We start from the raw sequence: 22769 nt of genomic DNA on the forward strand, positions 1-22769 counted from the left end.
TGCCACCGCCACCACGATCCGGCCTCAGGAGGGGAAAAGAGCAACAGCAGCTAGACCCCAACGCCCCGCTTCAGGGGCCACGCCGCACCCCTTTCCACCCGGTTGCCTACACCAGTAGGTCGGATCAAACCGAGGGCCGCACCAACGCGGCGGCGCCTGCCGGTCGCCGCCGCGCCGCCTCCATGTCTTCGCCACCGGCCGCACGTCGCCGCCCGTCCGTCGCCGCCACAGCGGCCACATTCCAACACGGGCACGGGGAACTAACGGTGATCCCCAACGGTGCAGGTCAAAGACGCTTTGTGTTACCGAAAGAGGCCGGATCGTGGTGGCGGCGGCATGCGGACCGACGCTGCCAGATGCGCAGGCGTCCATGCGACCCGCTGATCCCGCACCGGGCCACCGACCGGACTGCGAACGCGGCCGTGAACGGGGCGAACCCCGCTGTGGCTGGGGCGGTCGGCTCCACGACTTTAGCCAGCCACTTTGGCGCGAGCCTCGAAGATCATGGCCCCAACGTCGTGCTTTAACGGGCAGGTCCACAGACTGCCCGACGCGCCGGGAGCTTACGGGGCCATGATCACTCGCGCCAAAGCAGCTCCCGGCCAAAGTCGCTCCGCCGACCGCTCTCGTGACCAGGGGCTGAGAAGCCCTAGTGCCTCACAATGCACTCATGGATGCAGGTCTCGCAGCACTCCTCGGCGCCGCTGTCGGAGCATGCGGCACAGCTCTCGCAGCGGGAGTCGCCGGGTTCTTCACGCGATCTCAGACGATGGTTCAAGTAGCAGCGCAACTACAACAAACGGAACGCCAGATACGTGCTGATCTCGCAACACAGCTGCGGGAACCACGGCGGCAGGCTTATGCCGATTACGGAGCAGAGGTCTCAGCGAGATTGGACGCGCTCTGGTGGGTCGGCCAGGCGCTCTCTCACACTCCGCCAAGGTGCGATGTGGCCGAAGAGCGCATACGAGACAGCATCGCAACGTCTTTGAGCACCGCCTACGAGCGGGTCCTGCTTGAAGGGCCCGAAGAAGTTGCTGGCGCTGCCGCAGAGCTAGGAGTGGCTGTCGAGGACGCGACACACGTCGCCCTCACGTGGCTGATGGAGGTTCAGGCAGATTCAGCGCTTGATCAGCGTGACTTCGCGAGCGAACTGAGACGAGCCCGGGAGTCCGCAAGCCGCCGCCGACTGCAGTTTCGTATGATCGCGATGGACGTTGTTCGGTCGGATGGCGGGGGACCGGAATCAGAGCAGGCCCAGCTCCGTACCGCCATCATCGCTGAGCAGCTTCGTCAGCAGTCTGCAGATTCGCAGTCGAGTAGTTGACGATCACGGGTTCCCTCGATCATGTGACCATTTGCGAGCCAAGTGCAGTACAGCAGAGAAGTACAGCAACCACAGCAACCGACCATGGCTCCGGGCGTCCATCGACATCCTTCGAACGACCTGTATGACCGTCAAAGCCTGATCTATATAGAACTACGGAACAGAAGGTCATCCGTCCCCCTGCCTCATTCGTCATCGTGCCTGGCAAAATCACTGGCACAACGACAGCGAGGCGGGGGGATGCTCGGTGGGTAGCCAGTTGCGGGTCGGTGAGGTGCTGCGGTCCTCGCAGAACAGGGATCCGTCCGTCGAGGTCATGAACGGCTACCCGAACATCCACCATTTCACGGCTTCACAGATCCTTGCTCCGATACAGCTGAGCAAGGGGATCAACCCGATCGCCGAGGTCAAGGTCGCACGCGTCGCACGGCGACCGGCGATCCTCATACGTTCGAGCCCGTGGAAGGCCGGCTCTGTCGAGACGCCCTGGCACGACGAGTTCGACCTAGGAAGCGGGCGCGTTACCTACTTTGGAGATCATCGCGTTGATCACACCGTTCCCGTGGGAGAAACGCAGGGCAACAAGGTGCTGCGGAAGGCATGGACAAGCCATCGCGCGACGACCGTGCAGGAGCGGACCTTGGCGGCGCCACTGCTCGTCTTCGCAACGGTCACGCGCAACAAGACTCCCAAGGGATACGTAAAGTTTTGCGGCTTGGCGGTCATCGAGGACGTCGAAGAGATCGAGCAGAGCGACAAGGGACGGCCGTTCCCCAACTTCCGCTATGAACTGGCCCTTCTCGACCTGAGTACAGAAGATGACCTACTGAACTGGGCCTGGATCGAAGCACGCAGCGATCAGAGGCTCTCGACGGCTGAGGCGCTGAAACACGCGCCGCGCTCTTGGCGTCGTTGGGTGGAAGGTGGCACTGCCGTCTTGTCGGAGGTACGCCAACGTCCCCTTCAGCTTGAGGAGCCCGAAGCAAGCCCTCGATCCGTCAACCGCCCTGCGGATGAAGACACGTTGTTCCCCACTCCTCCGCAGCCGCAGAGCGGGCCTGTATCCAGCGTCGAGCACGACGACCGGCAGCCAAAACTCACGGCAGCTCTGCTCATGGAGAGGCTAAGGAGTCTCAAGGTTCATCGCCAGGACGGACGCCCGAGCCGGCACAAACCCTTGGCGTTGATGTGGGCCATCGCGAGAAACGCCCGAGGAGAGTCGCGACTCTCTCCCTGGCCAGAGTTTCGTGACGAGGTGGGCAAGCTATTGATCGAGTTCGGCCGTCCCCAGTCGCCCCCGACTCCGGAGAAAGCATTCTGGCATCTGCGGACGAGCGGCTTGTGGGACATTGATGGCCTCCCGGCGGAGCAGGCAGGCAAGATCAGCGTCCCGGCGCTCGATAGATCCAAGCCTCAAGCAGGGTTCACTCACCAGGCTGACCGTCTGTTGAGGGATCCGTTCGTACGGTCCCAGGCGATCGCCGTCCTGCGAGAGACCTACTTCGCCGAGTTCGCTCAGCACAAACTGATGGAGCAACTTGGGCTGGCCGGCTACGAGAACGCAAGCGGCGTCGATGCACTGCCAGAAGAGCAAGAACAACAAGGTCCTGCCACTCGCCGCGCCACGAACACGTCCCGCATAGTGCGCGATATCGGACTGGCCAACAAGGTCAAGGAGATGCACTCCGACCACTGTCAAGTCTGTGGAAAGCAGCTAGCGAAACGGTTCGGCACATACAGCGAAGCGGCCCACATCCGCGGCCTCGGGCAACCGCACAACGGACCCGACGAGCTTGCCAACCTCCTTGTGCTATGCCCCAACCACCACGTGCAATTCGACACTCTGGCGATCTACATCGATCCACACGGGATCATCCGCTCGACCGCGGACGGCCGTCGCAGAGGGGAGCTACGACGACTCCCGGCGCATCCCATCAGCGAAGCTCACCTGCGCTACCACCGGGCGCTATGCGGAAGAGACATACAGGTCGAGTCGGACGATCAAACAGGGATTTAACTGCGTCACGCAATTCAGGCCCGCCGTAAGTCATCACGATCCGAGAGAGGTCGCCATGATTCCCGTAACAGACTACGAACCAACAGTCGAAATACCCGAGCAAGCCAGCTTTTGGATGCCAACAGAGGATGACATTCCAGACGATGAAGGGTTGGGGTATTTTCGTGACGTTTGGATGATCCTGAATGAGCCATTAAAATATAGTCAACCTCTCATAAAATCCGAAACGGAATTTATCGAGATCGTTGATAGCGTCGCAAAGTCAGTCGAGGACTACGAAACTCTAGCTAGTCTGATCGAAAACGGCGAAACGGGCCGAGTCGATCTCGGTTCACTCCAACACCGCTTCGAGGTGGAAGCGCCGGCAATCTTCGATCGAGCAGAAGAGGACGAACTACCTCTGCGAAGCCTGGAGCTCGGCGTCGCCGGCCTCTCGTATGCCTTGTCGACGATCGGAGCTGTGCCCGTCGCGAGCTGTCGGGGCCACATCGGCGGGTGGTCAGACCAACCCGTAGTTTACGCCGCGATAGACGAACAACGGGCCCATTGGCTTCAACCGCTGGTGCGAGAGGCGGGATGCGGATTCCACATTGGCGTAAATCGGGAAGAATTCTTGGCCATTGATGGGCCATCCATCCGTCACACGAATGATCTAGCGCGAGCTGTCATATCAAAGTTTGACGGGCGAGCGAAAATCTTTGATAGGTGGCTCGACGTAGAATCGATTTACCATCGCTACGAGTGACGTCGTCGTCCTTGATTTCCGAGGACGACAAGGGCCACCAGGATGCCAGTCGAAGCCAAACGGTCGACCTCGCAAAGTCAAGCACACCACACACGTAGAGTATCTAGCGGGAATTACCACGCTACCGCCGCACACTTAGAATTGAGAGCTAAGGAATTTTCCATGCCCCAAATGAAAGATTGGAAAGAGTATCAGATCAAGGTATCCGAAACACTCGCGGAATTCGGCTTCACGACAAAGGTTGAGGAGGTAATCGAAGGAGCCAGGGGACGGCATGAGATTGATGTCACAGCGCGAATTAGATACGCAGGAGTCGATCAACTATGGATCATAGAGTGCAAGAAATGGAAGCGCCCAGTGCCGAAGGAACGCATACTGGCCTTTACTTCGATTGTCGAAGACGTTGGAGCAGACCGTGGACTGATTTTCGCGGAAGGCGGATTTCAGGCTGGCGCAGTACGCGCATCCCGCAATACCAGCATCACACTCACAAACCTGACTGACTTCGTCAGTAATTCTGAAGATGAACTTTCCTCAATCAAGATAGGCGGCCTGATGAGAAGAATCGCCGAGCTTGAAAACAAATACCATTCCATTTGGAATCTCGACGAGAAAGAGAGGGGGAGAGTTCAGTCTCGATATGTAGGTCCAGAGGCCTTCGGCTTGAAAGAACCGATCGCAGTAATGGCCTGTCTCTCCACCATGAAGGATTCGCTTGAAGCGGCAAGTTTCGGGCGGTGGCCTGTACCCTACCGCGCGCTAGACCAGGATGACTCAAACGGGCTGATCGATGTTAAAAACTGGGATGGCCTCCTCTTCGTTACCGAACAAACCCTTGAGACATGCTCTCGGATTTACGAACACATGGTGGGTAATGGAAGTAGCGTTAGCCGTTGGCAAGATCTACAACCGTCGGATCTGACAGACCTTTTGTCTGCGCTTCGCAACGGGCGCTCTCCTAGATAATGCGGAACCGTAGCTCCGGGAGCCTAAGATCTCGCCGAGCGCGTAATAATCCACCCCACATCCCTTGGTTTCCCAGCCGTTTACGCTCCAGACCTATGCGCCACGAGAATGTTTATCGTCCGCAACGCCCTGTGGCTCGCTCAAGCAGACGTGCGCGGCACCGATCAGGGCTTGGTGCGGCGCATGGTCGTACAGCAGCAAAGTACAGCAACTGCGCCAACCAGCATCAACCGTGAATGGCTCCCACAGGATCCCTGACCAGCCCGGGAGACCTCAGCAACCCTCCCGCCCGTAGTTCGCACCGAGGGGCGCGCAAGGCGGCCATCCCATCATCAATCGCCGGGGTATACTGCAGGTTTCCATGTCGGGTCCTCTCACCAATCGACCCGAGTTACTCGATATCCTGGTAGTTCGACCAATAGGGCCGCTCGTTCGACATTGGTCAAACCCTCATGGGATGACTCGTATGTCTCAATGAAGGCATTGACACCCTTCGATTTTGCGGCCTCTATAAACTTCACTCTCTCGGTGGTGTCTGAGGACTGATCCAAAGCGCGTTTACTCATTGCGCTCTCGATCATCTTTACACCCATGCACTCTAGCACTTTCGCGGCTCGGAATCGCGGAATGAAACTAACACCATCCAGGATCAATTGCGTCAACGCGACAGCCGCCTTGGGATTTGTCAAGTTTCGACGGACCCAGAAAGGCGCGCCATCGGCGGTACGATGAATTGCCGATACTAGAGCGAACGCAAGAATGTCCCGGTCCACAGGTGGGGTGCTCCGCAATTTTGCTAGCTGGTGCGGGGTGAGCAGGTAATCTTCATCCCATTCGTCGTTCCACAACTCGTATAGCCGCCTAGGTGAATCCTCAAAGTCTCCGGCGGTTTTCCATCCGGTCTTCGGTCTAACTGAGCACTTGATGGCTTCGAGTGCGCGCTTCAGATCTTCCCGACCTGCCTTTGTGTCGAGCGATACGCGATTAACGCCGTCGATGTCAGAAAATACGCGTCCCACGCCTACGGAGGCGATTATGGTTTTCCCGGGATAAAGAGCGCTAGCCATACCAGCTTCGAAGATTACGTTCGGCCGAGACTGTCCCGCTGGATGCAGCAACGAGGCGTCGTCGTGCGCCTGGTTGAAAAATTCCTTCTTTAGCGCTGCGTCTTCGTCAGGTGTCATCAAGACGATAATTGCTTGGACGGGCTTCATCCCCGCTTCGACTATTTGGAGATTCGTGGGGAGGCCACGCCCGGTATCCTCAATTGCTGCGTGTCGAGCGTCTGCCCAGCTGAATTCTTTGAGCCCGAACAGAGCAAGAAGCGATGTGAGGGAATCCTTAGCCACGTAGTTGCGGCCATGAACGACGAAATATCTTTTCCGCTGTTCATCTGCTGGGTTCATGTTAGGAGACGTGTTACGCCTAGGCCTAGAGCTCATGTTTCCGCCTCTCCAATGAAGCCCCAACTTCTGGCTGAACCGAGAGATCCCTCGTCTTCAAGGCTAGGACCCAAGGAGTTGCGTCGCACGTCAGGCCTCGCAGCCGCAGCCGACCGCGCCTGTCCGGTCCCGCCGGGATAAGGCCCTGGCCTGCCCGAGGGCTACCCGAGGGCTACCCGAGGATTACCGAGTCCAACAAGGCTCCTCACAACGGCAGCATGTCGGTGACTGTGCCACCCAGGAGACCGACCGGGCGGCTTACATCCGCACTGTCGCGGAGGACTGAGTCCAAGAGTGCGGACCATCTGTGGACTGGATCCGCCTGACCTACCGCGGTTGAGCCCGTGGCCTGCTGCGTTCCGTGGGTGCCAAAGGCCTCCGGAGCCGTGTGCTAGTCGGCTGGCTTACCAGTAGACAACACCGCAGATGTGGCGGCATGCTCCGCGCAAACAGCCCACCAGCTCTCGCCACCCGAGTCCGTGACAAGAGCGCTCCACATTGCGGGCTTGGGGCATGGTGCTGCCCACGAACACTCACCCCGCGCTGATGCCGTGTTGGCCTGGTGACGGCTTGCCTCCCACGGGCCCAACCACTGAAGTTCCATGTCTCACAGTGAAGCGGAGGTTCAACCAGCATCGCCATGTGTGTGCCAGACCCGTGCCAGATCGTACGGGGAACACCGGGGAACCGGCCGACGGCGCACCAAGCGCCGACACCGGTCAGCCGCAGGTCAGCACCGAAGCAGGCCCCGAATACCCTCAGCTTCCCAAGCTCATGTCTTCGTGAGCTGCTCGGAGCCGTACGCGACGGATCTCGCTGTCAGACCGTCCCTGTACGGTCCGCTCCATGGCTGAGAGACCGACAATGAGTTGGCGCAGAGGCGTAGCTGAGGAAGCCCAAGAGCTTGCCGCCGGCACCCTGGATTCCGACTGCGCATGCATGGCGCCCTCTTTCCGGATGAGTTGCTGGTGGCCACCGATGCTGTCCTCGGCACCTTCGAGGCCGAGTTGCCTGCGCTGGCCGAGGACGACGACGCACAGATCTTCGCAGTGGTGGAGCGCGTCGTCCTCGCTCTGAACGCCGTGAACGACGCCCGTAACGGATGCGCCTTCGAAACCGGCGAGCGCGAAGAGTTGTGCGCCTACATCGACGAGGCGCTCACCGAGCGCGGCGTCGACGTCGCAGCGCTGACCGCCCGACACGGAATCGGCCGGTACGAGCTCACCGACAAGTGGCGGAAGTGGTGAGTAACTCGTCGACATGGCCGGTCACCCCAGGACCGGCCGTCTCAATTTCCGTCTCATCTGCGTTCAAGAGCGTTCAGGCGCGTTCTGCGGCAGGCTTGACAGAGTCGATCAGTCGCCCATGAACCCAGGTGAACGCCCCCGCACTGAACCCACCACCCCACCACCACAGTTGGAAAGCGTGTTGGGGGCAACCCCTCACGAGTTCGAATCTCGTATCCTCCGCCAGTGCCTCACCGGGTGATGTCGAAGGGCCCCACCGTTCGCGGTGGGGCCCTTCGACGTGTTCCGTCTCAGTTCGCTTTGGGCAGCTCCCAGAGCGCGTCGCCAACTTGCTGCGCGACTTTTCGGAGATGGTCCCGGTCACGTGCATGTAGCGGGCTCGCATCCGGGCCGCTCCCCCGGGCTCCCAACCCATGATCGAGTCTGTCTCCGCCACCGGCGCACGCCGCCGCCCGCCCGTCACCGCACGCAGCGGCCAAACTCCAACAAGAGCACGGGGGCGAACGATGATCCCCAACGGTGCAGGTCAAAGACGCTTTGTGTTACCTAAAAGAGGCCGGATCGCGGTGGCGGCGGCATACGGTCCGACGCTGCCAGATACGCGGGCGTCCGAACGGTCCGCTGATCCCGCACCAGGACACCGGCCGTACGGCGAACGCGGCCAAAGAGCACCCCACAACCGACCACGGACCAGCGCAGGCCCCCACCATCCGCAGCGGCCAAGCATCCCCCGACATGCGACCAGCACGGACGCGAGCAACCTGACGACGGCGAGAAGAGTGAAGGTGGCGGGGTGAGGGGTGAGTGGGTGGCTGGGGCGGTCGGCTCCGCCACGAGAACACCAAAGGGGCACGCTGGATCCTCAAGTTCTCCTCAGAACACCGATCTTCTAATTGTCGCGGACATGCCCTGCACATAATGTCCAAGTGCTCGATCGCCACGGGGGCGGTCCACCAGCAAAGGTGTCACATGGGCATCAGCTCACGGCGCGCACTGACCGGCGCTGCCACTGCACTGCTTCTCTGCCTCACGACTGCGGGCACTGCCGCCGCTGATGAGGCGCCGTCCGACAGCGCAGCATCCGCCAGCACGGCGATATCCGCCGACCAAACGACGGATATCAACGACAGACAGGATTGGGAAGACACCGACTATCAGCCGCTCGACGAAAAGTCACCGACCATGTGTGACAGGGCGGAGACGTGGTACACCATCACCTCGAAGAAGAAGGTTCACGTTCCTTCCTGGTGGAACGGAACCGAGTACCAGGACGGTCCGGGCGGCACCATGAGCGGGACTGTCACCAAAAGCGGCACCATCTCAGCCGATGTGACGGGCACTGGGGGGGTTGACGTTGACGCCATCATCCTGACGGCCAAGGTCAGCGTCAGCACCAAGATCGGCGGCAGCGTGAGCATTAGCACCGGGCACACCTACTCTCACCCAGTCAGCAGAAACAAGTACGGCCATCTGCAGTACGGTTCGTGGGGTTGGAAGACGACCTGGAAGAGGTGGCGTTCCAGTAGCGGCAGCAGCTGCAACACCGTCGAGATCGGTCACGGATCAGCAACCTTGCCCACGTCCTCGACCGGCTGGAAGTATTGGGAAACCTCGTCATGACCAGTTTCAAGCCGCGGGCCTGGTTCGCTGGATCCGCTATGGCAGTGTCGGCATTGCTGCTGACCTCGTGTACGTCCAGTAGCAGTGAAGGTGGGGCCGCCAACAAGACGTCGTCACCGCCCACGGTGAGCGCGTCTCAGGCTGCGGCCAAGCAGGAGAAGAAGCTCACCGACCAGGCCCAGGCGGCCCTTGCCGCCGTTCACAGCGGGACGATGATTGAGGCTGGCGCGGAGCGCGTGACCGACGGCATCCACACTGAGCCCACCCTGAAACAGGGCAAGTCGTACAAGCTGAACCTGGTGTGCTTCGGCAGCGGCAGCGCGCACTTGACATTTACACCGGCGAGCACCGGGCCGAAGGGCGAGGTGCCGTGCGATCAGTCAGTGGTGGAGCAACGGATCACCGCGCACAAGCTGCCGGTATACATCGATGTCGATGGTGCCAAAGGATCTACAGGCATGATCGCATGGCAGATCGACACCGTCTGATCGAAGCAGCCAGTGCGTACAGCAGTGACGTACAGCAACCGCAGCAGCCACGAGTGACCGCCCGAAGCCGTTAATACCCCCTTGAGTAGGGCGGATGACCTCAGCGACCTACCCGCCCGTAGTTCGCATCGAGGGGCGGCCTGAGTGTCTAACTGCGTGACAATGCCCGCGAACGGCTCCGAACAACCGCGGACGCCAGGGAACTATCGCAGCAGGCCAGCAGCACATGCCGCCCAGCTCAGTCCCTGAACCAAGTTGCTTCGGGACGAAGAGGTCGTGAGCTAAACGCCGTCGTTCTCGATCCGCCGGGCACGATAGGGGCACCGCCGACGCTGGTCGACGGTGCCCGGGGTGGCGCGGGGTCAGCAGGCGTCGTACTTCCAGGCGCCGCCCTCAACCGTCCACGGCTGCCCCTGCTGGTCAAACTTCGGCAGGCCCTTCACCTTGTACGAGACGCGGCCCATGTCTCCTGAAACCGTCGCGTGCACGTCCGTCGCCGGATGGTCGGGGCCGTAGTCCTTCGCGGCCTGCCCCACGGTGGCCGCGTACGTGGCCGGGTCTGCCTTGGCGCGGCAGCGCTTCGACAGGAAGGCGTACGCCCCCTCCCCGGCCCCTCCGAAGTAGAGGTTCACGTACGTGTCCGCGACGCGCTCCAGTTCGATGGCGCCGGGCGGCGTCGGGGTGGTGTTCGGCGTCTCGGCAGCCGTGGTGGGGCTGCTGTTCGGGGTGTCGGCTTTGTCGTCGCTGGACGAGGAGCAGGCGGCGAGGGTGGCGAGCAGGGCGGTGGTGAGTGCGATGGTGGCGCGGGTGCGCATGTGTCCCCCATGAACGGTGTGCTGGAGGGGGCATGGTGCCACGCCGGGCAGGGCTAGGGCCCCGCCCGGGGGAATTCGGCGGGGCCGTGGGACCAGTCTGCGGCCGCTGTTTCAGAAGCTGTGCAGTGCGCTCACCCCCAGGAGGTGACCGCGGCTGGTAGCCACGCGGAGCACGTCTCGGAGAGTCCCGGTCAGTTCCCCGGTCAACCGTCGTAGGTCCTCCGGGTTCGCGTCCTGGTCGTCGAGGGTGGCCGAAGCGTGCTCCAACAGGAGCGCCGCCGCGTCGAGTTGGTCCGCTTCGATGTTGTCGGCCAGGCGGGACATGTAGCCGCCCTTGTCATCCGTACTCAGGTAGCAGGGCTTGCCCTCCGGGCCCGACCACGGGAGGAGGCGCAGTTCGTTCCGTGCTGTCATCCTGCCGTCTGCCTCTCGTCGGGCGTGTGGTGGGTGGTGAAAACCGCGTCGGCTCGATCCCCTGGGAAGACCAGGAGGGCCGCCTCGACCACTCGGCCGGTGCGGTCGGTTGCGACGCGCGTGATCGCCAGAACTGGCGTGATGGAGTTGGTTCGTAGGATCGATGACTCGTCCGGCGTCGGCGGACGGGCGCAGAGCGTTTCCCGGACAGCGGCCGGCGGAGGGCCAAGTACGGCGAATCTCCTGGCTGCCTCCGGGCCCAAGGATTCGTCGTCGAGCACTCCGGCCGGCGCCAGGTCGCGTGGGATGTAGATACGGGCCAGTCCGTGCGGTGACTCCCCCTCGTGGCTGACGCAGAAGAACTCCGCGAGAGGGCTGCCCGTCGGCACCCTCAGCAGAGTCGTCAGGTGCCCGTCGGCCTGGACCGTAGCGGTGCGAACGGTGACGCGCAGCGCTGCTTCGGCGGCGGTCCACGGGTCCAGCGTTCCCCAGCCACCGACGTACATGATCCGGCTGAGGGGGCGGCGGACGAAGTTGCCCTTGCCGTGGATCTTCTCGACTAGGCCTTCGCCCTGGAGCACCGCAAGGGCCCTCCGCAGGGTCACTGTGCTGACCTTGTACCGGTCGGCCAAGCCGGTCTCAGACGGGAGTCGTTCGCCGGGCTTGAGGTGGCCGGTCGTGATCTGGTTCCGGAGGTCGTCGGCGATGTCGTGGTGGCGAGGAGACATGGACCGGATCACCGCCGCCTCATCATCCGCACGGCAGCGAGCCGGGTTCGCGTGTGTATGGTCAGCAACTCGCCCGAGTCGAAGAGGATTTGCTTCGCGCCCTGGGAGAGCTGGAAGAGGTCTTGTACCCGGCAGGCCCGGCCTCCGAGTTGGATGATGTCGCCGCGCTGCACGGTGGCCGCGGTCACCTCGACGTTGGATGCCAGCGTGCCGCCGGGCACTCGCTCCCTCACCGTTGCACCTCCGAAGACGCCGTCTGGCCGGACATCGAATGACACGGGCAGTCGCACGCCTCGTAGACCACCGGGAGGTCGACCGGCGCCGAGGCCGGGGAGGACTCCGCGCAGGCGTGGTGGGTGCCGATCCGGCATGCGGTCGATCGGTAGGGGACGGCCGAGGCGTCCGTGACGCGGGTCTGTCCTCGGGGAGGCATCAGTGGGCCCCCACCAGGGCCGACCACGCGTCGGCCGGCAGGTAGGGAGCGACAACCACTTCGCGCGTTCTCACGAGCTTCTCCCAGGCGAGCACGTACGGGCGGACGAGCGCGATGTCATCACCCCTGAGCGTTTGCCGGTGGTCCACGTCGTCGGAGGCACACCAGCGCGCTGCCGTCCTCCTGTCCGAAGACAGGGAGGAGGCGGGGGTGGCGGACGGCCCGGAGGTCGCTAAGGGGCGGCGGTGCCTGCCCCTGGGGAAGTGCCGTTCTCTGGTGAGCGAGACGGCACGGCGGATACGGTTGAGCACGCTGCTCAGCTCCTATCGCTGATGGCCCGGTCCCCCGACATCGCCCGTCGTGGGGGCCTTTTTGCGTACGACCGCCCAGAGGGTGCGGCCGTTCATGCTGGTGGCCAGGAGCCCGAATCGATCGGCCTCCGCCACCACGTCCAGGACCGCCCGCCACGACTCGGCGGAGAGCGCGTCCGGCACTTCTGCTTCCACCGACGTGTGCTGGGGGTGTTCCTCCACTCGCGTGAGCAGCCCGAGGGCGGACAGCCGGGCGGCGAGGGCCGCCGCGCTAACTCCCGAAGCGGGCACAGGGCAGCCTCCGTCACGAGCGATCACTTTGAGTAAAGCTAGTTAACTAGATTAGAGCTAGTGGACTAGATTTTCCATATGCCTGAGCAGCCGCCCTATCTCCGCATCGCCGATGAACTCCGGCGGCGGATCGCGGAACATGTCTGGGAGCCGGGAGACCGCCTGCCCTCCCGTGCCCAGATCGGCGAAGAGTGCGGCGTGGGCGAGAACGTGGTCCGCCGGGCTCAGGAGTTGCTGATCTCTCAGGGCGTCCTGGAGGGTCGCGCCGGATCGGGCACGTACGTCGCCGAGCCGCGGCAGCGAGTGCGGGTGGTCCGTTCCTCGGCGCGCGAGCAGCCCACCGGCTCACCATTCCGCGCGGACATGAAGGCCGTTGGCAGGCAAGGGGATTGGGAGAGCCGGACCGACGCCAAGGTGCCGGCCCCGGCGGAGATCGCCGCTCGGCTGGGCATCGTCGAGGGCGAGCCGTGCGTCCGGACGACGTACGAGTTCCTGGCGGACGGCAGGCCCGTGCAGTTGTCGACGAGTTGGGAGCCGTACGACCTCACGGCCGGCACTCTCGTCATCCTCCCTGAGGGAGGGCCGCACGCCGGGGCGGGCGTCGTGAACCGCATGGCCGAGATCGGCATCACCGTCGGACACGCCGTGGAGCAGCCGGAGCCGAGGCAGGCGACCGCCGAGGAGGCGTCGCTACTCGGCATCCAGAAAGCCGCGCTTGTCACGCACATCCGGCGGACCTACTACAGCGACGAGGGGCGGCCCGTGGAGACGGCGGACATCGTTGTGCCCGCCGCCCACTGCGAGATCGTCTATGAGATCCCGATCAACCGGTAGCCGACGCACGCATGACGACAGCTCGGCAGTTCGGCCAGCCGCCCCAGGGTCACGCAGCTGTCGCTCCGCTAGGGTCCGCCGCATGACCAACGACGCTCCCGCCTGTCCCGATTGCGGCCAGCCCACGGAGTTCGGTGGCCTCCTACTGTCCAGGCGGGAGGACGACGGCCGACGGGTCTGCCGGTCGCTGTGGAGATGTGCCGGTCCGCATGGCTGGTGGAACTGGGCCGACCGGCCGGAGGAACCATTGGAGGCCTGCCCAGTGCCGCAGCTGTTCCGCTGACATCCAAGTGCGCCCGGGATGCGTGGACGTAGCCGAAGCGCGTTCGTATCCTCGTCGGTCGAATGCGTGTCGAAGTCGCCGAACGTCCGGAGTCGATGCCCGGAAAGCGCCAGGTCAGACCCGCTCACCCAGTGGTCCGCTCAAGCGCCTTCTAAGCGCTTGGCCGCAGGTTCGAGTCCTGCCGGGGGCGCACGTCTCCGCCCTCCCGCCGGGAGGGCGTTCTTACTGTTCAGGTCCGCGCCGATCCAGACCAATCCAGCAGGGACTGTCCGGGGCCGCGCAGCGTGCCGTCAAGCTCCGATCCGTCCTCCGTCTCGTCCCGCAGACGCGATCACGGCCGAAACAACGGCGGTCGCGACGAAGCTCCCCATCATGACCAACCCCACGCCGACCACGAAGAGGCCGCTGGAGTCGTCCGACCAATCGGCATAGGCGGCAACGGTGAGGCCGGCCGTGGTGCCGAGCACAGCGCCCGCGATGTGGCGTCGGTATGCCGCCCAGCACACCGGTGCCAGCAGAGTCAGCACCAGCCCGATCACCTGCCACGCCTCGTACGGTCCGGTCGTCGAGCCATCGGGTTGCACGTCGCGATGCTGGTCCCAGCCCAGCCAGGCGGCCCAACCCGCCAGCGACACCCCGGCCAGCACGAGGATCGACAGCAGTTGGGGAACAGGTTTCAGTAGTCCTTGACGCATGACCCAAGCGTTGCCGCTCACCCCGTCACCGACCAGAGCGCACGTACTCAACTCGGCCCGAGTACATCAGTCCTGGGCGGAGTTGAGTACGACACGGCTGGGCCCGGCACAAGCCGGCTCCTACGGCGCCGAGTCCCTCTTCCCCGCTGCCGCCGCGTACGCCTGAGTCGGTGTCATTGCCACCCCGTTGATCTGGACCGTCTTGTAGGGGCTGACCTCCGCGCAGTTCTTGGCCTTGTCGGCGGTCTGGGCGTGGGCGTCGGCGACGGCGGCGTGGGTGTCGGCGGGGGCTGCGGAGCCGTACGACGTGCCGCTCGGCCAGTCGCTGCCGATGACGAGGACGATCCCGCTCGCGCTCCCCTGGGTGAGGTGCGAGGTGGGCAGTCCGAGGGCGGAGGCCGCCGTCCGGGCCTCGTCCTGCTGCCCGGGGCCGTAGGTGATCGTCGTCCTCGACGACTGCTCGGAGGCGTTGCCCGAGGTGGTGCCCGAGCCGAAGCCCTTGGCGAGGAGGCCGTCGGCGATCGCTGAGGCGCGTCCGCCGGTGGTGGTGCCGTTCTCGACCCGTACGGCCACCTGGGAGGCCGGGACGGTCGCCGACGCAGACGCAGACGCAGACGCGGACGGGGAGGCGGAGGCCTTCTTGTCGCCGCTCGCCTTCTTGCCGCTGCTCGACGTCAGCGACTGGTCGTCGGCGATGGTCGCGAACAGTGCCTTCGCGGCGGCCGCGGGCACGACGCGCTCCTTGTTGGTCGGGTCGGCCCCGGTCTGCATCGTGGTGAACGTCATCCGCTGCGAGGGCACCTTGTTCAGGTCCGTCGCCAGATCGACGAGCTTACCGACGCTGCCCAGACCGGTGTCCACGGTCAGCGCGTTGGTGGCCGCGTCGGCGAGCGAGTAGACCTTGGCCGGGTTCCCCAGCGTGCCCGCGCTCTTGAACTTGCGGATCATGGCGCCGAGGAAGAGATGTTGGGAGACCGTACGGCCCAGGTCGCTGCCGTCCCCGAAGCCGTGCCGGGAGCGGACGAACTCGAGCGCCGCCTCGCCCTGGAGGGTGTGCGTGCCCTTGGCGAGCTTCAGATGCGAGTAGGTGTCGTAGACGTTGTCGCTGACACACACCGACACGCCGCCCACCGCGTCGGACATCTTCACCACGCCGGAGAAGTCGAGCATCACGAAGTGGTCGATGGGGATGCCGGTGAGCTGGTGCACGGTCTTGACCTGGCAGGCCGCGCCGTACTGGAGGGCGCTGTTGATCTGCCCGTAGTAGCCGCCCGTCGACTGGCCGCTGCCGGGATCCTTGCAGGCGGGGACGTTGGTCATGGTGTCGCGCGGCACGCTCATCACGGTGGCGTTGGAGCGGTCGGCCGAGACGTGGACCACCATCTCCACGTCCGCGTTGTGCCCGGCGGTCGAACTCGCGGAGCCGCAGCCGCCGCCCAGTTTGCAGTCGGCCGCGTTGTTCCTGCCGTCCGAGCCGATCACCAGGAGGTTGATCGGGGTCCGGCCGAAGGCGTCCGCCTTCTCCTTGCCGTCGGCACCGTCGTCGATGGCGACGCTCTTGATGTTGCCGTTCAGATGCTCGTACAGCCAGGCGCCTGCTCCGGCGGTGACCAGGATCAGCACCGACACCGTGAACAGGGCTGTGCGGGCTATTCGTTTGCGCCGGGTGACGAGCTTGGCCCGGCGGCCCGAGCGGTGGCCCTTGGAGCGTGCCGCCTGCCGGGCGGCCGCCCGGCCGCCGTGCGACGGTCGAGGCGGTCCGTCGTCGGTCTCGCGCTGGCGGGGAACGCTCTTCGAGCGATCACGTGTGACGGAATGGCCGCGAGTTCTGCCCTCGCCCCAGGGATCGCTCAACTCCCACTCCCTACGCTGTGACCGACGCCGACGGATGCCAACCGACGGCGCTACGGCGCGCCCCTCGGATTGGATGATTGCGCAATATAGCAAGTGTTACTGCGGGCGCAGTTGCTGGGCCGCGCCCCGCCCCCGGGCTCCCGGCGACGCGTCGCGACCCTGGTCAAGGACCCCCTGGCCTCAGATCTCGGTCCGCCTCTGCGTCTGCGTCTACGTCTAGGCCCTCGACTGCATCGACTCCACCGACTCCACCGACTGCGTCTGCTGCGCCGGATCCTGCGAGCTGCCGCCCTCGTCCTTCATCGCCTTCGCCTCGCTCTTGAGGATGCGCATCGACTTGCCCAGCGCACGCGCCGTGTCCGGCAGCTTCTTCGATCCGAACAGCACGATGATGACGATCGCCACGATCAGCAGGTGCCAGGGTTCCAGTCCGTTGCGGAGCATCCCGCCCACCCCATTCTTCTTCGCATGACGGCCTGATGCGCGGGAGCGCGGGACACCGTCTTGATGGTCGCCACCTTGATGGTTGCTACATTGCGCAACTGTATAACCGAGAGCGCCCCCTGACGGCAAGCAACCCGATCGTGTACATGACGAGCACGGCGCCCAGCAGCAGGTAGTACAGAGGCGGCAACGGTGTGAAGCCAAGCAGCGAGCCGAACGGGGAGACCGGCAGCAGCAGTCCTACGGCGGCCAGCGCGCCCGCCGCCCAGCCGATCGGCCCCGGCCCGCGCCCGGCCGCAGCGCTCCCGGCGCGCAGCAACAGCATCACCAGGCCCTGGGTGAGCAGGTTCTCGGTGAACCAGCCGGAGTGGAACACGGCCGCGTCGTCGAGACCGTCGGACCCGTGCAGGGCGAGCGCCAGCACGCCGAAGGTGGCGAGGTCGGCGACCGCGTTGAGGAGGCCGAAGCCGGTGATGAAACGCAGCATGTCGCGCGGGCGCAGGACGATCGGGCGGCGCAGCACGGACGGATGCGGCCGGTCGTGGGCGAAGGCGAGCTGGGCGGCGTCGAAGCACAGGTTCTGCACCAGCACCTGGGCCGGGAGCATCGGCAGGAAGGGCAGCAGCAGGCCCGCGGCGAGCATCGCGATGACGTTGCCGACGTTCGAGGAGAGGCTGACGCGCAGATACGTGGCGATGTTGCCGCCCGAGTACCGTCCGGCCGCGATGCTGTGGTCGATCGCGGTGAGGTCCTTCTCGGCGAGGACCACGTCCGCGCTCTCCCGGGCGACGGCCACGGCGTCCCGGGGTGCGATACCGACGTCGGCGGCGCGCAGGGCGGGCAGGTCGTTGACCCCGTCGCCCAGGTAGCCGACGGTGTGCCCGCTCGTACGCAGGGCGGTGGCGATACGGGCCTTGTGCTCGGGGGCGCAGCGGGCGAAGACGACGGTGCGGGCGGCGGCCTCGGCGAGTTCGGGATCGGTGAGGCCGTCGATGCGGTCCGCGGTGAGGACGGCGTCCGCGGGCACGGGGACACCCAGGTCGCGGCAGGCGCGCACGGCGGTGCCCGGGTGGTCGCCGGTGAGGATCCGGACGGTGACGCCCCGCTCGGCGAGCGCCCTCAGCGCTTCGGCGGCGGTGGGGGCGAGGGCGTCCTTGAAGGTGACGAAACCCCGGAAGTCCAGGCCGCGTTCGTCGACGGGCGTGTAGTCGCGGGTGCGCGCGGGACGCTCGGCGGTGGCGACGGCCAGCACCCGCAGCCCCTCGTCCGCCTGTCGTGCCGCGAGCGCGAGCAGCTCCGCGCGCTCCTGGTCCGCCAGGACACAGCGTTCGAGTACGGCCTCGGCGGCTCCCTTGACGACCAGGGAGTGCGTGCCGAGCCGGCCCGGCGTGCGCACTACGGCGGTCGCGAGACGTCGTAGCGGATCGAACGGAAGGGCCGCCACCCCGTCGTACGCCATGACGTCGTCCTCGTCGGCCGCGTCCAGGACCGCGTCGTCGAGGGCGTCCGGGGCGGGCAGGTCGGCGAGCTGGAGGGTCCACCAGGCGTTGACCGCGGCCCAGCGCAGCACCTCGGGATCGTCGTGGCCGCCCGGGGCGAGGGCGCGGTCGAGGACCGGCCGGTCCTGGGTGAGGGTGCCGGTCTTGTCGAGGCACAGGACGTCGACGGCGCCGAGGTCGTGCAGCGAGGGCAGCCGCTTGACGATCACCCCGTGGCCGCGGGCCAGCAGCGAGGCGCCGCGCGCGAGGCACATGGTGACGATGACCGGCAGCATCTCCGGCGTCAGCCCGACCGCCACCGCCACGGCGAACGGCAGCGTCTCCAGGCCCCGGTCGCGCAGGGCGGCGCCCGCCATGAGGACCAGCGGCGGGGTCAGCAGCATGAACCGGATGAGGATCCAGGAGATGCCGTGCACGGACCGGTCGAAGGCGCTGGCCTCGGGCCGGGCGTCCTCCCCCGGCCCGTGCGCCGCCGCGAACCGCGTCCGCGCGCCGGTCGCCACGACGACCGCGGTGGCGCTGCCGGAGGCGACGCTGCTGCCCTGGAAGCACAGCTGGGACCGCTCGAAGTCTCCGCCGCCCGCCTCCGCCCCGTCAGCGGCGTCCTTGGCCACGGGCGCCGACTCGCCCGTGAGCACCGCCTGATGCACGGTCAGCCCCTGCGCCCGCAGCAGCCGTACGTCCGCCGCGACGAGATCGCCCGGCCCGAGCCGGATCACATCGCCCGGCACCAGCTCCTCCACCGGGATCTCCCGGACGTCCGGGGGCAGGTCCTCCTCGGGGCGGCGCAGGACGGTGGCCGTGCTGGCGACCAGGCCGCGCAGAGCGGCCATGGACCGGTTCGCCCGGTGCTCCCCCGACGTGCGCAGCACGCAGCTCACCACGACCAGCAGGAGGATCACGCAGGCGGTTCCCCAGGAGGCGACGGCCGCCGACACCAGCCCGAGGCAGAGCAGTACGGCGGTGAACGGGTCGCGCAGGCTGCGCAGCAGCGCCGTCGGCCAGGAGGCCTCCCGCCGGCTCGGCAGCGTGTTCGCCCCGAACCGCGCCTGGCGTTCCTCGGCCTCCGCCTCCGTCAGACCGCGAGGACCGCTGTCCAGGTGCCGCAGCGTCTGCAGCACGGTCAGCGCGTCGAGACCCGATCCGGACACGGGCACCGCTCCGGACTGCGCACCCACTCCGGACTCCGGATCCGCGCCGGGCTGCGTACCCGCGTCGGGGGGCCGTCCAGCGGCTGTTCCGGGGTCCGGTGCCGAGGCCGCGGCCCTGTCAGCCACCGGCCCCGCGCAGGCTGCGCACGGATACGGACGTCCCCTCGGCACGCGCGGCGAGCTGACCCACCATCACCCGGACCACGGTCACGACGTCGGGGTCGTCGACGAAGTAGATCTGGCGCCGCCCCTCCCGGCGGGACCGCACGAGCCCCGCGAGCTTCAGCTTCGCCAGATGCTGGCTGACCGCGGGCAGCGCCCCGCCGACCCGGTCCGCGAGGTGGGTGACGTCGCTCTCGCCCTGGGCCAGCGCCCACACGAGGTGCAGCCGGGCCGAGGACGCCAGCAGTCCGAAGGAGGCGGCCGCCTCCGCGAGCACCTCGGCGGACGGATCCTCGAAGCCACCGATGTCTGCCGCCACTGTCCTTCTCCTGTCCCACCCTGGTCCGCGCGCCGCACTCGCGCCGCCTCAGTCTAGGTGCCCGCCCGCGGCCGACTCCTCGTCCGGACCGGGCCGGTCGCGGGCCGCCAGGAGAAACCATCCGAGGTCCCCGACCGCCGCCCCCGCGGCCGCGGCCCCCGCGATCAGCCCCGCCGTGATCAGCCCCTGTCCGACGTAGGGCCGCCCGGCGTAGGCGCTCAGGCCGAAACCGAGGACCAGGAACAGGGCCGCGGCGACGGCCGGCACGCCCGTGAGGAGCAACGCCCGCGCGCACACGAACCCGCCGGCCCGGCGCGCACCTGCAGCCTGCTGAGGATCCGGCACGTGTCTCCCCCGATGGATGAAGCCGTCTGTGGATGAAGCCCGTATGGGGTGGCGAGTGTAATGGTTCTCGACTTGCGCAATCTTTAAAGGCTTGATGATCCGCCCTCATCCACCCTCATCCACACCAGAGGCTCACCTGATCTGCTCGGCCGCCCACTCGGCCCACTCCCGCCTCATGGCGTTGAACCGCAGCCCGTACTCCAACGCGATCCTTCCGTAGACCGACAGACTGCCGTCGTCCCAGTCGATGGACTCCGACAGCCGGCTCAGGCTCTCCACCCCTTGCTCGGACATCTCCATCAGCTCGGCCAGATAACCCCGCGCCTGCTCGGGCGTCAGCACTCCGAGGAAGAAGACCCGCAGCAGGATGTCGCTACGGGTGTTCCGCTGAGGCTTGGTCTCGGTCAGCCAGTGCCGCAGTTCGGCCAGCCCCTCGCCGGTGATGGCGTACTCCTTGCGGCCCCGTGGCCCCTCCGCGGCGACCGCGATGTGGCCGGAGTCCGCGAGCTTGGTCAGCTCGGTGTAGATCTGGCTCTGCGTCGCGGGCCAGACCGTGGCCAGCGACGTCTCGAAGAATTTCAGCAGGTCGTACCCGCTGGCGGTGCGTTCGGAGAGAAGCCCGAGCAGGGCGTGTCGAAGGCTCATGCCTCCCAGCCTACCTTCCACTATTGACATGTCACAGGGTGACCTTCTACTTTCGACATGTCAGAAGAGGAACTTAAAGAGCTCGAAGAGCTTGAAGACCCGGGGGTCCCCATGTCGTACCTGCGCACTTTCCTGCCGTGGATCGTCTTCGCCGTCATCCCCTCGGGTGACTGGCAGTGGGGAGCCCTGGCAGCCCTGGTGGTGGCGGTGGCGGTCATCATCGGGCAGAGGCGGTCTGGCGCCGGGTTCGACGCACTCATCATCGAAACGGGCTCGGCGGCCTTCTTCGCCGCACTGGCGGCCATCGCCTTCGCCGACCCGCACTCCGGCGTCCACGACTACTCGGCGGCGCTGTCCTCCGCAGTCCTCGCGGTCATCGCCGGGGCCTCGCTGGCCATCGGGCGGCCGTTCACACTGGGCATCGCCAAGCGCACCACGCCCCGTGAACTGTGGGAGCTCAAGCCGTTCATCCGCGTCAACGTCGTCATCACCGCCGTATGGACGGCCGCCTTCACCCTCACCGCCCTCGCACTCACCTACGAGGCCCACACCGGACACGGCCACTCCACCCCTGCCACTGTCATCCAGATCGCCGGTTTCGTGGTCCCGATGCTCTTCACGGTCCGCTACGTCGCCCACATGCAGGCCAAGGCAAGCCAGATCGCCTGATCGGTAGGGTGATCACGAGCGTCCTGACCGGACACGCCGAAGAAAGGGGACCGCCGTGCGGCTGCGCTGCGCTGTGCTCGACGACTTCCAGCAGGTGGCGACGGAAGTCGCCGACTGGTCACCCGTGGCCGACCGGGTGGAGACCGTCACCTTCTCCGAACACTTCGGCAGCGAGGACGAACTCGCCACGGCCCTCCTTGACTTCGACATCGTCGTCACCCTGCGCGAGCGCGTGCCCTTCCCGGGCTCCCTGCTCGCCCGCCTGCCCCGGCTGAAGCTGCTCGTCGCCTCCGGTATGCGCAACAGCGTCATCGACTACGCCGCCGCCGAGGCCCAGGGCGTCACCGTGTGCGGGACGGCGAGCACCTCGACGCCGCCCGTCGAACTGACCTGGGCCCTGCTGCTCGGCCTGGCCCGCGGCATCGTCGAGGAGAACAACTCCCTGCGTTCCGGCGGCCCTTGGCAGCAGACGGTCGGCGCCGACCTGCACGGCCGCCGCCTCGGACTGCTCGGCCTCGGCAAGATCGGCAGCCGGGTGGCACACGTGGGCCTCGCGTTCGGCCTGCACGTCAGCGCATGGAGCCAGAACCTCACCAAGGAGTACGCCGACGAGGTGGGCGTCGAACTCGCCGCATCCAAGGAGGAGTTGCTGTCCACCAGCGACTTCGTCTCCGTCCACCTGGCCCTCGGCGACCGCACCCGCGGACTGCTCGGCCCCGCCGAACTCGCCCTGCTCAAGCCCACCGCGTACCTGGTCAACACCTCCCGCGCCGCGATCGTCGACCAGGACGCCCTGCTCGCCGCGCTGCACGAGGGCCGCATCGCCGGCGCCGGCATCGACGTCTTCGACATCGAGCCCCTCCCTGCCGACCACCCGATGCGCACGGCTCCCCGCCTGCTCGCCACACCCCACCTCGGCTATGTGTCCCGGTCGAACTTCGAGACGTACTACCGGGAGGCCGTGGAGGACATCCGAGCGTTCCTGGACGGGACGCCCGTGCGGCGGCTGGGCTGAGGAGCCGTGC

The 22769-nt window shown here is 65.9% G+C and carries 24 protein-coding genes, 1 tRNA gene and 1 pseudogene; 11 read left to right on the forward strand and 15 right to left on the reverse strand.

The features are described from left to right. Positions 1-949 precede the first annotated feature (949 nt). From OG870_RS16525 to OG870_RS16540, 4 genes are all read left to right on the forward strand, one after another. Positions 950-1327 carry a hypothetical protein gene (locus tag OG870_RS16525; RefSeq protein ID WP_327691035.1) on the forward strand — a complete coding sequence of 126 codons (378 nt, stop codon included), beginning with the start codon at positions 950-952 and terminating at the stop codon, positions 1325-1327. A gap of 247 nt (positions 1328-1574) precedes the next feature. Further along, entirely contained in the window at positions 1575-3344 is a 1770-nt protein-coding gene (locus OG870_RS16530) for an HNH endonuclease (RefSeq protein ID WP_327691036.1), read from the forward strand. Between the two features lie 55 nt (positions 3345-3399). Continuing rightward, positions 3400-4089 carry a hypothetical protein gene (locus OG870_RS16535; RefSeq protein WP_327691037.1) on the forward strand — a complete coding sequence of 230 codons (690 nt, stop codon included), beginning with the start codon at positions 3400-3402 and terminating at the stop codon, positions 4087-4089. A gap of 162 nt (positions 4090-4251) precedes the next feature. Beyond that, a complete protein-coding gene (locus OG870_RS16540; RefSeq protein WP_327691038.1) occupies positions 4252-5055 on the forward strand; it encodes a restriction endonuclease in 804 nt (267 codons plus the stop codon). Between the two features lie 374 nt (positions 5056-5429). Here OG870_RS16540 and OG870_RS16545 read toward each other — a convergent pair whose 3' ends face one another. Next, the gene (locus OG870_RS16545) at positions 5430-6461 is read right to left on the reverse strand and encodes a TIR domain-containing protein (protein ID WP_327691039.1); all 1032 of its coding nucleotides are present in this window, start codon (positions 6459-6461) and stop codon (positions 5430-5432) included. Between the two features lie 1004 nt (positions 6462-7465). On the opposite strand from OG870_RS16545, the gene OG870_RS16550 reads away from it, so the two are divergent. Continuing rightward, positions 7466-7744 (forward strand): hypothetical protein, encoded by a 279-nt coding sequence (locus tag OG870_RS16550; protein ID WP_327691040.1) that lies wholly within the window; start codon positions 7466-7468, stop codon positions 7742-7744. Between the two features lie 290 nt (positions 7745-8034). Here OG870_RS16550 and OG870_RS48170 read toward each other — a convergent pair. Continuing rightward, a pseudogene (locus OG870_RS48170) lies at positions 8035-8168 on the reverse strand (site-specific integrase); the annotation flags it as partial. A 545-nt stretch (positions 8169-8713) separates the two neighbouring features. Here OG870_RS48170 and OG870_RS16555 point away from each other — a divergent pair. Beyond that, positions 8714-9364 (forward strand): hypothetical protein, encoded by a 651-nt coding sequence (locus OG870_RS16555; protein WP_327691041.1) that lies wholly within the window; start codon positions 8714-8716, stop codon positions 9362-9364. After that, the gene (locus tag OG870_RS16560; RefSeq protein WP_266514674.1) at positions 9361-9852 is read left to right on the forward strand and encodes a hypothetical protein; all 492 of its coding nucleotides are present in this window, start codon (positions 9361-9363) and stop codon (positions 9850-9852) included. Before OG870_RS16555 ends, OG870_RS16560 begins: the two co-directional genes overlap by 4 nt. Positions 9853-10214: 362 nt before the next feature. Here the strand turns inward: OG870_RS16560 and OG870_RS16565 are convergent, their stop codons facing one another. From OG870_RS16565 to OG870_RS16585, 6 genes are all read right to left on the reverse strand, one after another. Further along, positions 10215-10667 carry a hypothetical protein gene (locus OG870_RS16565; protein WP_327691042.1) on the reverse strand — a complete coding sequence of 151 codons (453 nt, stop codon included), beginning with the start codon at positions 10665-10667 and terminating at the stop codon, positions 10215-10217. 111 nt (positions 10668-10778) lie between these two features. Continuing rightward, positions 10779-11081 (reverse strand): hypothetical protein, encoded by a 303-nt coding sequence (locus OG870_RS16570; RefSeq protein ID WP_266584459.1) that lies wholly within the window; start codon positions 11079-11081, stop codon positions 10779-10781. Beyond that, positions 11078-11809: a GntR family transcriptional regulator gene (locus OG870_RS16575; protein WP_327692316.1), complete on the reverse strand. Its 732-nt coding sequence runs from the start codon at positions 11807-11809 to the stop codon at positions 11078-11080. Before OG870_RS16575 ends, OG870_RS16570 begins: the two co-directional genes overlap by 4 nt. Positions 11810-11817: 8 nt before the next feature. After that, positions 11818-12042: a hypothetical protein gene (locus OG870_RS16580; protein ID WP_327691043.1), complete on the reverse strand. Its 225-nt coding sequence runs from the start codon at positions 12040-12042 to the stop codon at positions 11818-11820. 199 nt (positions 12043-12241) lie between these two features. Continuing rightward, positions 12242-12553, reverse strand: coding sequence for a hypothetical protein (locus tag OG870_RS48175; RefSeq protein WP_443063431.1), 312 nt, complete (start codon positions 12551-12553; stop codon positions 12242-12244). A 12-nt stretch (positions 12554-12565) separates the two neighbouring features. After that, positions 12566-12844 carry a hypothetical protein gene (locus OG870_RS16585; protein ID WP_327691044.1) on the reverse strand — a complete coding sequence of 93 codons (279 nt, stop codon included), beginning with the start codon at positions 12842-12844 and terminating at the stop codon, positions 12566-12568. 78 nt (positions 12845-12922) lie between these two features. Between OG870_RS16585 and OG870_RS16590 the strand changes: the two genes are divergently transcribed. Both OG870_RS16590 and OG870_RS16595 read left to right on the forward strand, forming a co-directional pair. Next, positions 12923-13678, forward strand: a complete 756-nt coding sequence (locus OG870_RS16590; protein WP_327691045.1) for a GntR family transcriptional regulator — start codon at positions 12923-12925, stop codon at positions 13676-13678. Between the two features lie 399 nt (positions 13679-14077). Beyond that, positions 14078-14148, forward strand: a tRNA-Arg gene (locus OG870_RS16595). Between the two features lie 103 nt (positions 14149-14251). On the opposite strand, the gene OG870_RS16600 is transcribed toward OG870_RS16595, so the two are convergent. From OG870_RS16600 to OG870_RS16630, 7 genes are all read right to left on the reverse strand, one after another. Further along, a complete protein-coding gene (locus OG870_RS16600) occupies positions 14252-14656 on the reverse strand; it encodes a hypothetical protein (protein ID WP_266588417.1) in 405 nt (134 codons plus the stop codon). Between the two features lie 120 nt (positions 14657-14776). Next, on the reverse strand, positions 14777-16510 hold the full coding sequence (locus OG870_RS16605; protein WP_405624354.1) for an LCP family protein: 1734 nt from the start codon (positions 16508-16510) through the stop codon (positions 14777-14779). 216 nt (positions 16511-16726) lie between these two features. Beyond that, positions 16727-16954 carry a Sec-independent protein translocase subunit TatA gene (gene tatA, locus OG870_RS16610; RefSeq protein ID WP_266924293.1) on the reverse strand — a complete coding sequence of 76 codons (228 nt, stop codon included), beginning with the start codon at positions 16952-16954 and terminating at the stop codon, positions 16727-16729. Between the two features lie 85 nt (positions 16955-17039). Beyond that, positions 17040-19730: a magnesium-translocating P-type ATPase gene (gene mgtA / locus OG870_RS16615; protein ID WP_443063432.1), complete on the reverse strand. Its 2691-nt coding sequence runs from the start codon at positions 19728-19730 to the stop codon at positions 17040-17042. Then, entirely contained in the window at positions 19723-20085 is a 363-nt protein-coding gene (locus OG870_RS16620; protein WP_266514702.1) for an ArsR/SmtB family transcription factor, read from the reverse strand. The genes mgtA and OG870_RS16620 overlap by 8 nt, the downstream gene beginning before the upstream one ends. A 48-nt stretch (positions 20086-20133) precedes the next feature. Next, the gene (locus OG870_RS16625) at positions 20134-20430 is read right to left on the reverse strand and encodes a hypothetical protein (RefSeq protein WP_327691047.1); all 297 of its coding nucleotides are present in this window, start codon (positions 20428-20430) and stop codon (positions 20134-20136) included. 132 nt (positions 20431-20562) lie between these two features. Continuing rightward, positions 20563-21075 (reverse strand): PadR family transcriptional regulator, encoded by a 513-nt coding sequence (locus tag OG870_RS16630; RefSeq protein WP_266514708.1) that lies wholly within the window; start codon positions 21073-21075, stop codon positions 20563-20565. A gap of 57 nt (positions 21076-21132) precedes the next feature. On the opposite strand from OG870_RS16630, the gene OG870_RS16635 reads away from it, so the two are divergent. Then, entirely contained in the window at positions 21133-21744 is a 612-nt protein-coding gene (locus tag OG870_RS16635) for a hypothetical protein (protein WP_327691048.1), read from the forward strand. Positions 21745-21799: 55 nt separating this feature from the next. Next, a complete protein-coding gene (locus OG870_RS16640) occupies positions 21800-22759 on the forward strand; it encodes a D-2-hydroxyacid dehydrogenase family protein (protein ID WP_266514713.1) in 960 nt (319 codons plus the stop codon). The last annotated feature ends 10 nt before the right edge of the window (positions 22760-22769 follow it).

This window comes from Streptomyces sp. NBC_00461, from assembly GCF_036013935.1.
Taxonomy (GTDB): Bacteria; Actinomycetota; Actinomycetes; order Streptomycetales; family Streptomycetaceae; genus Streptomyces.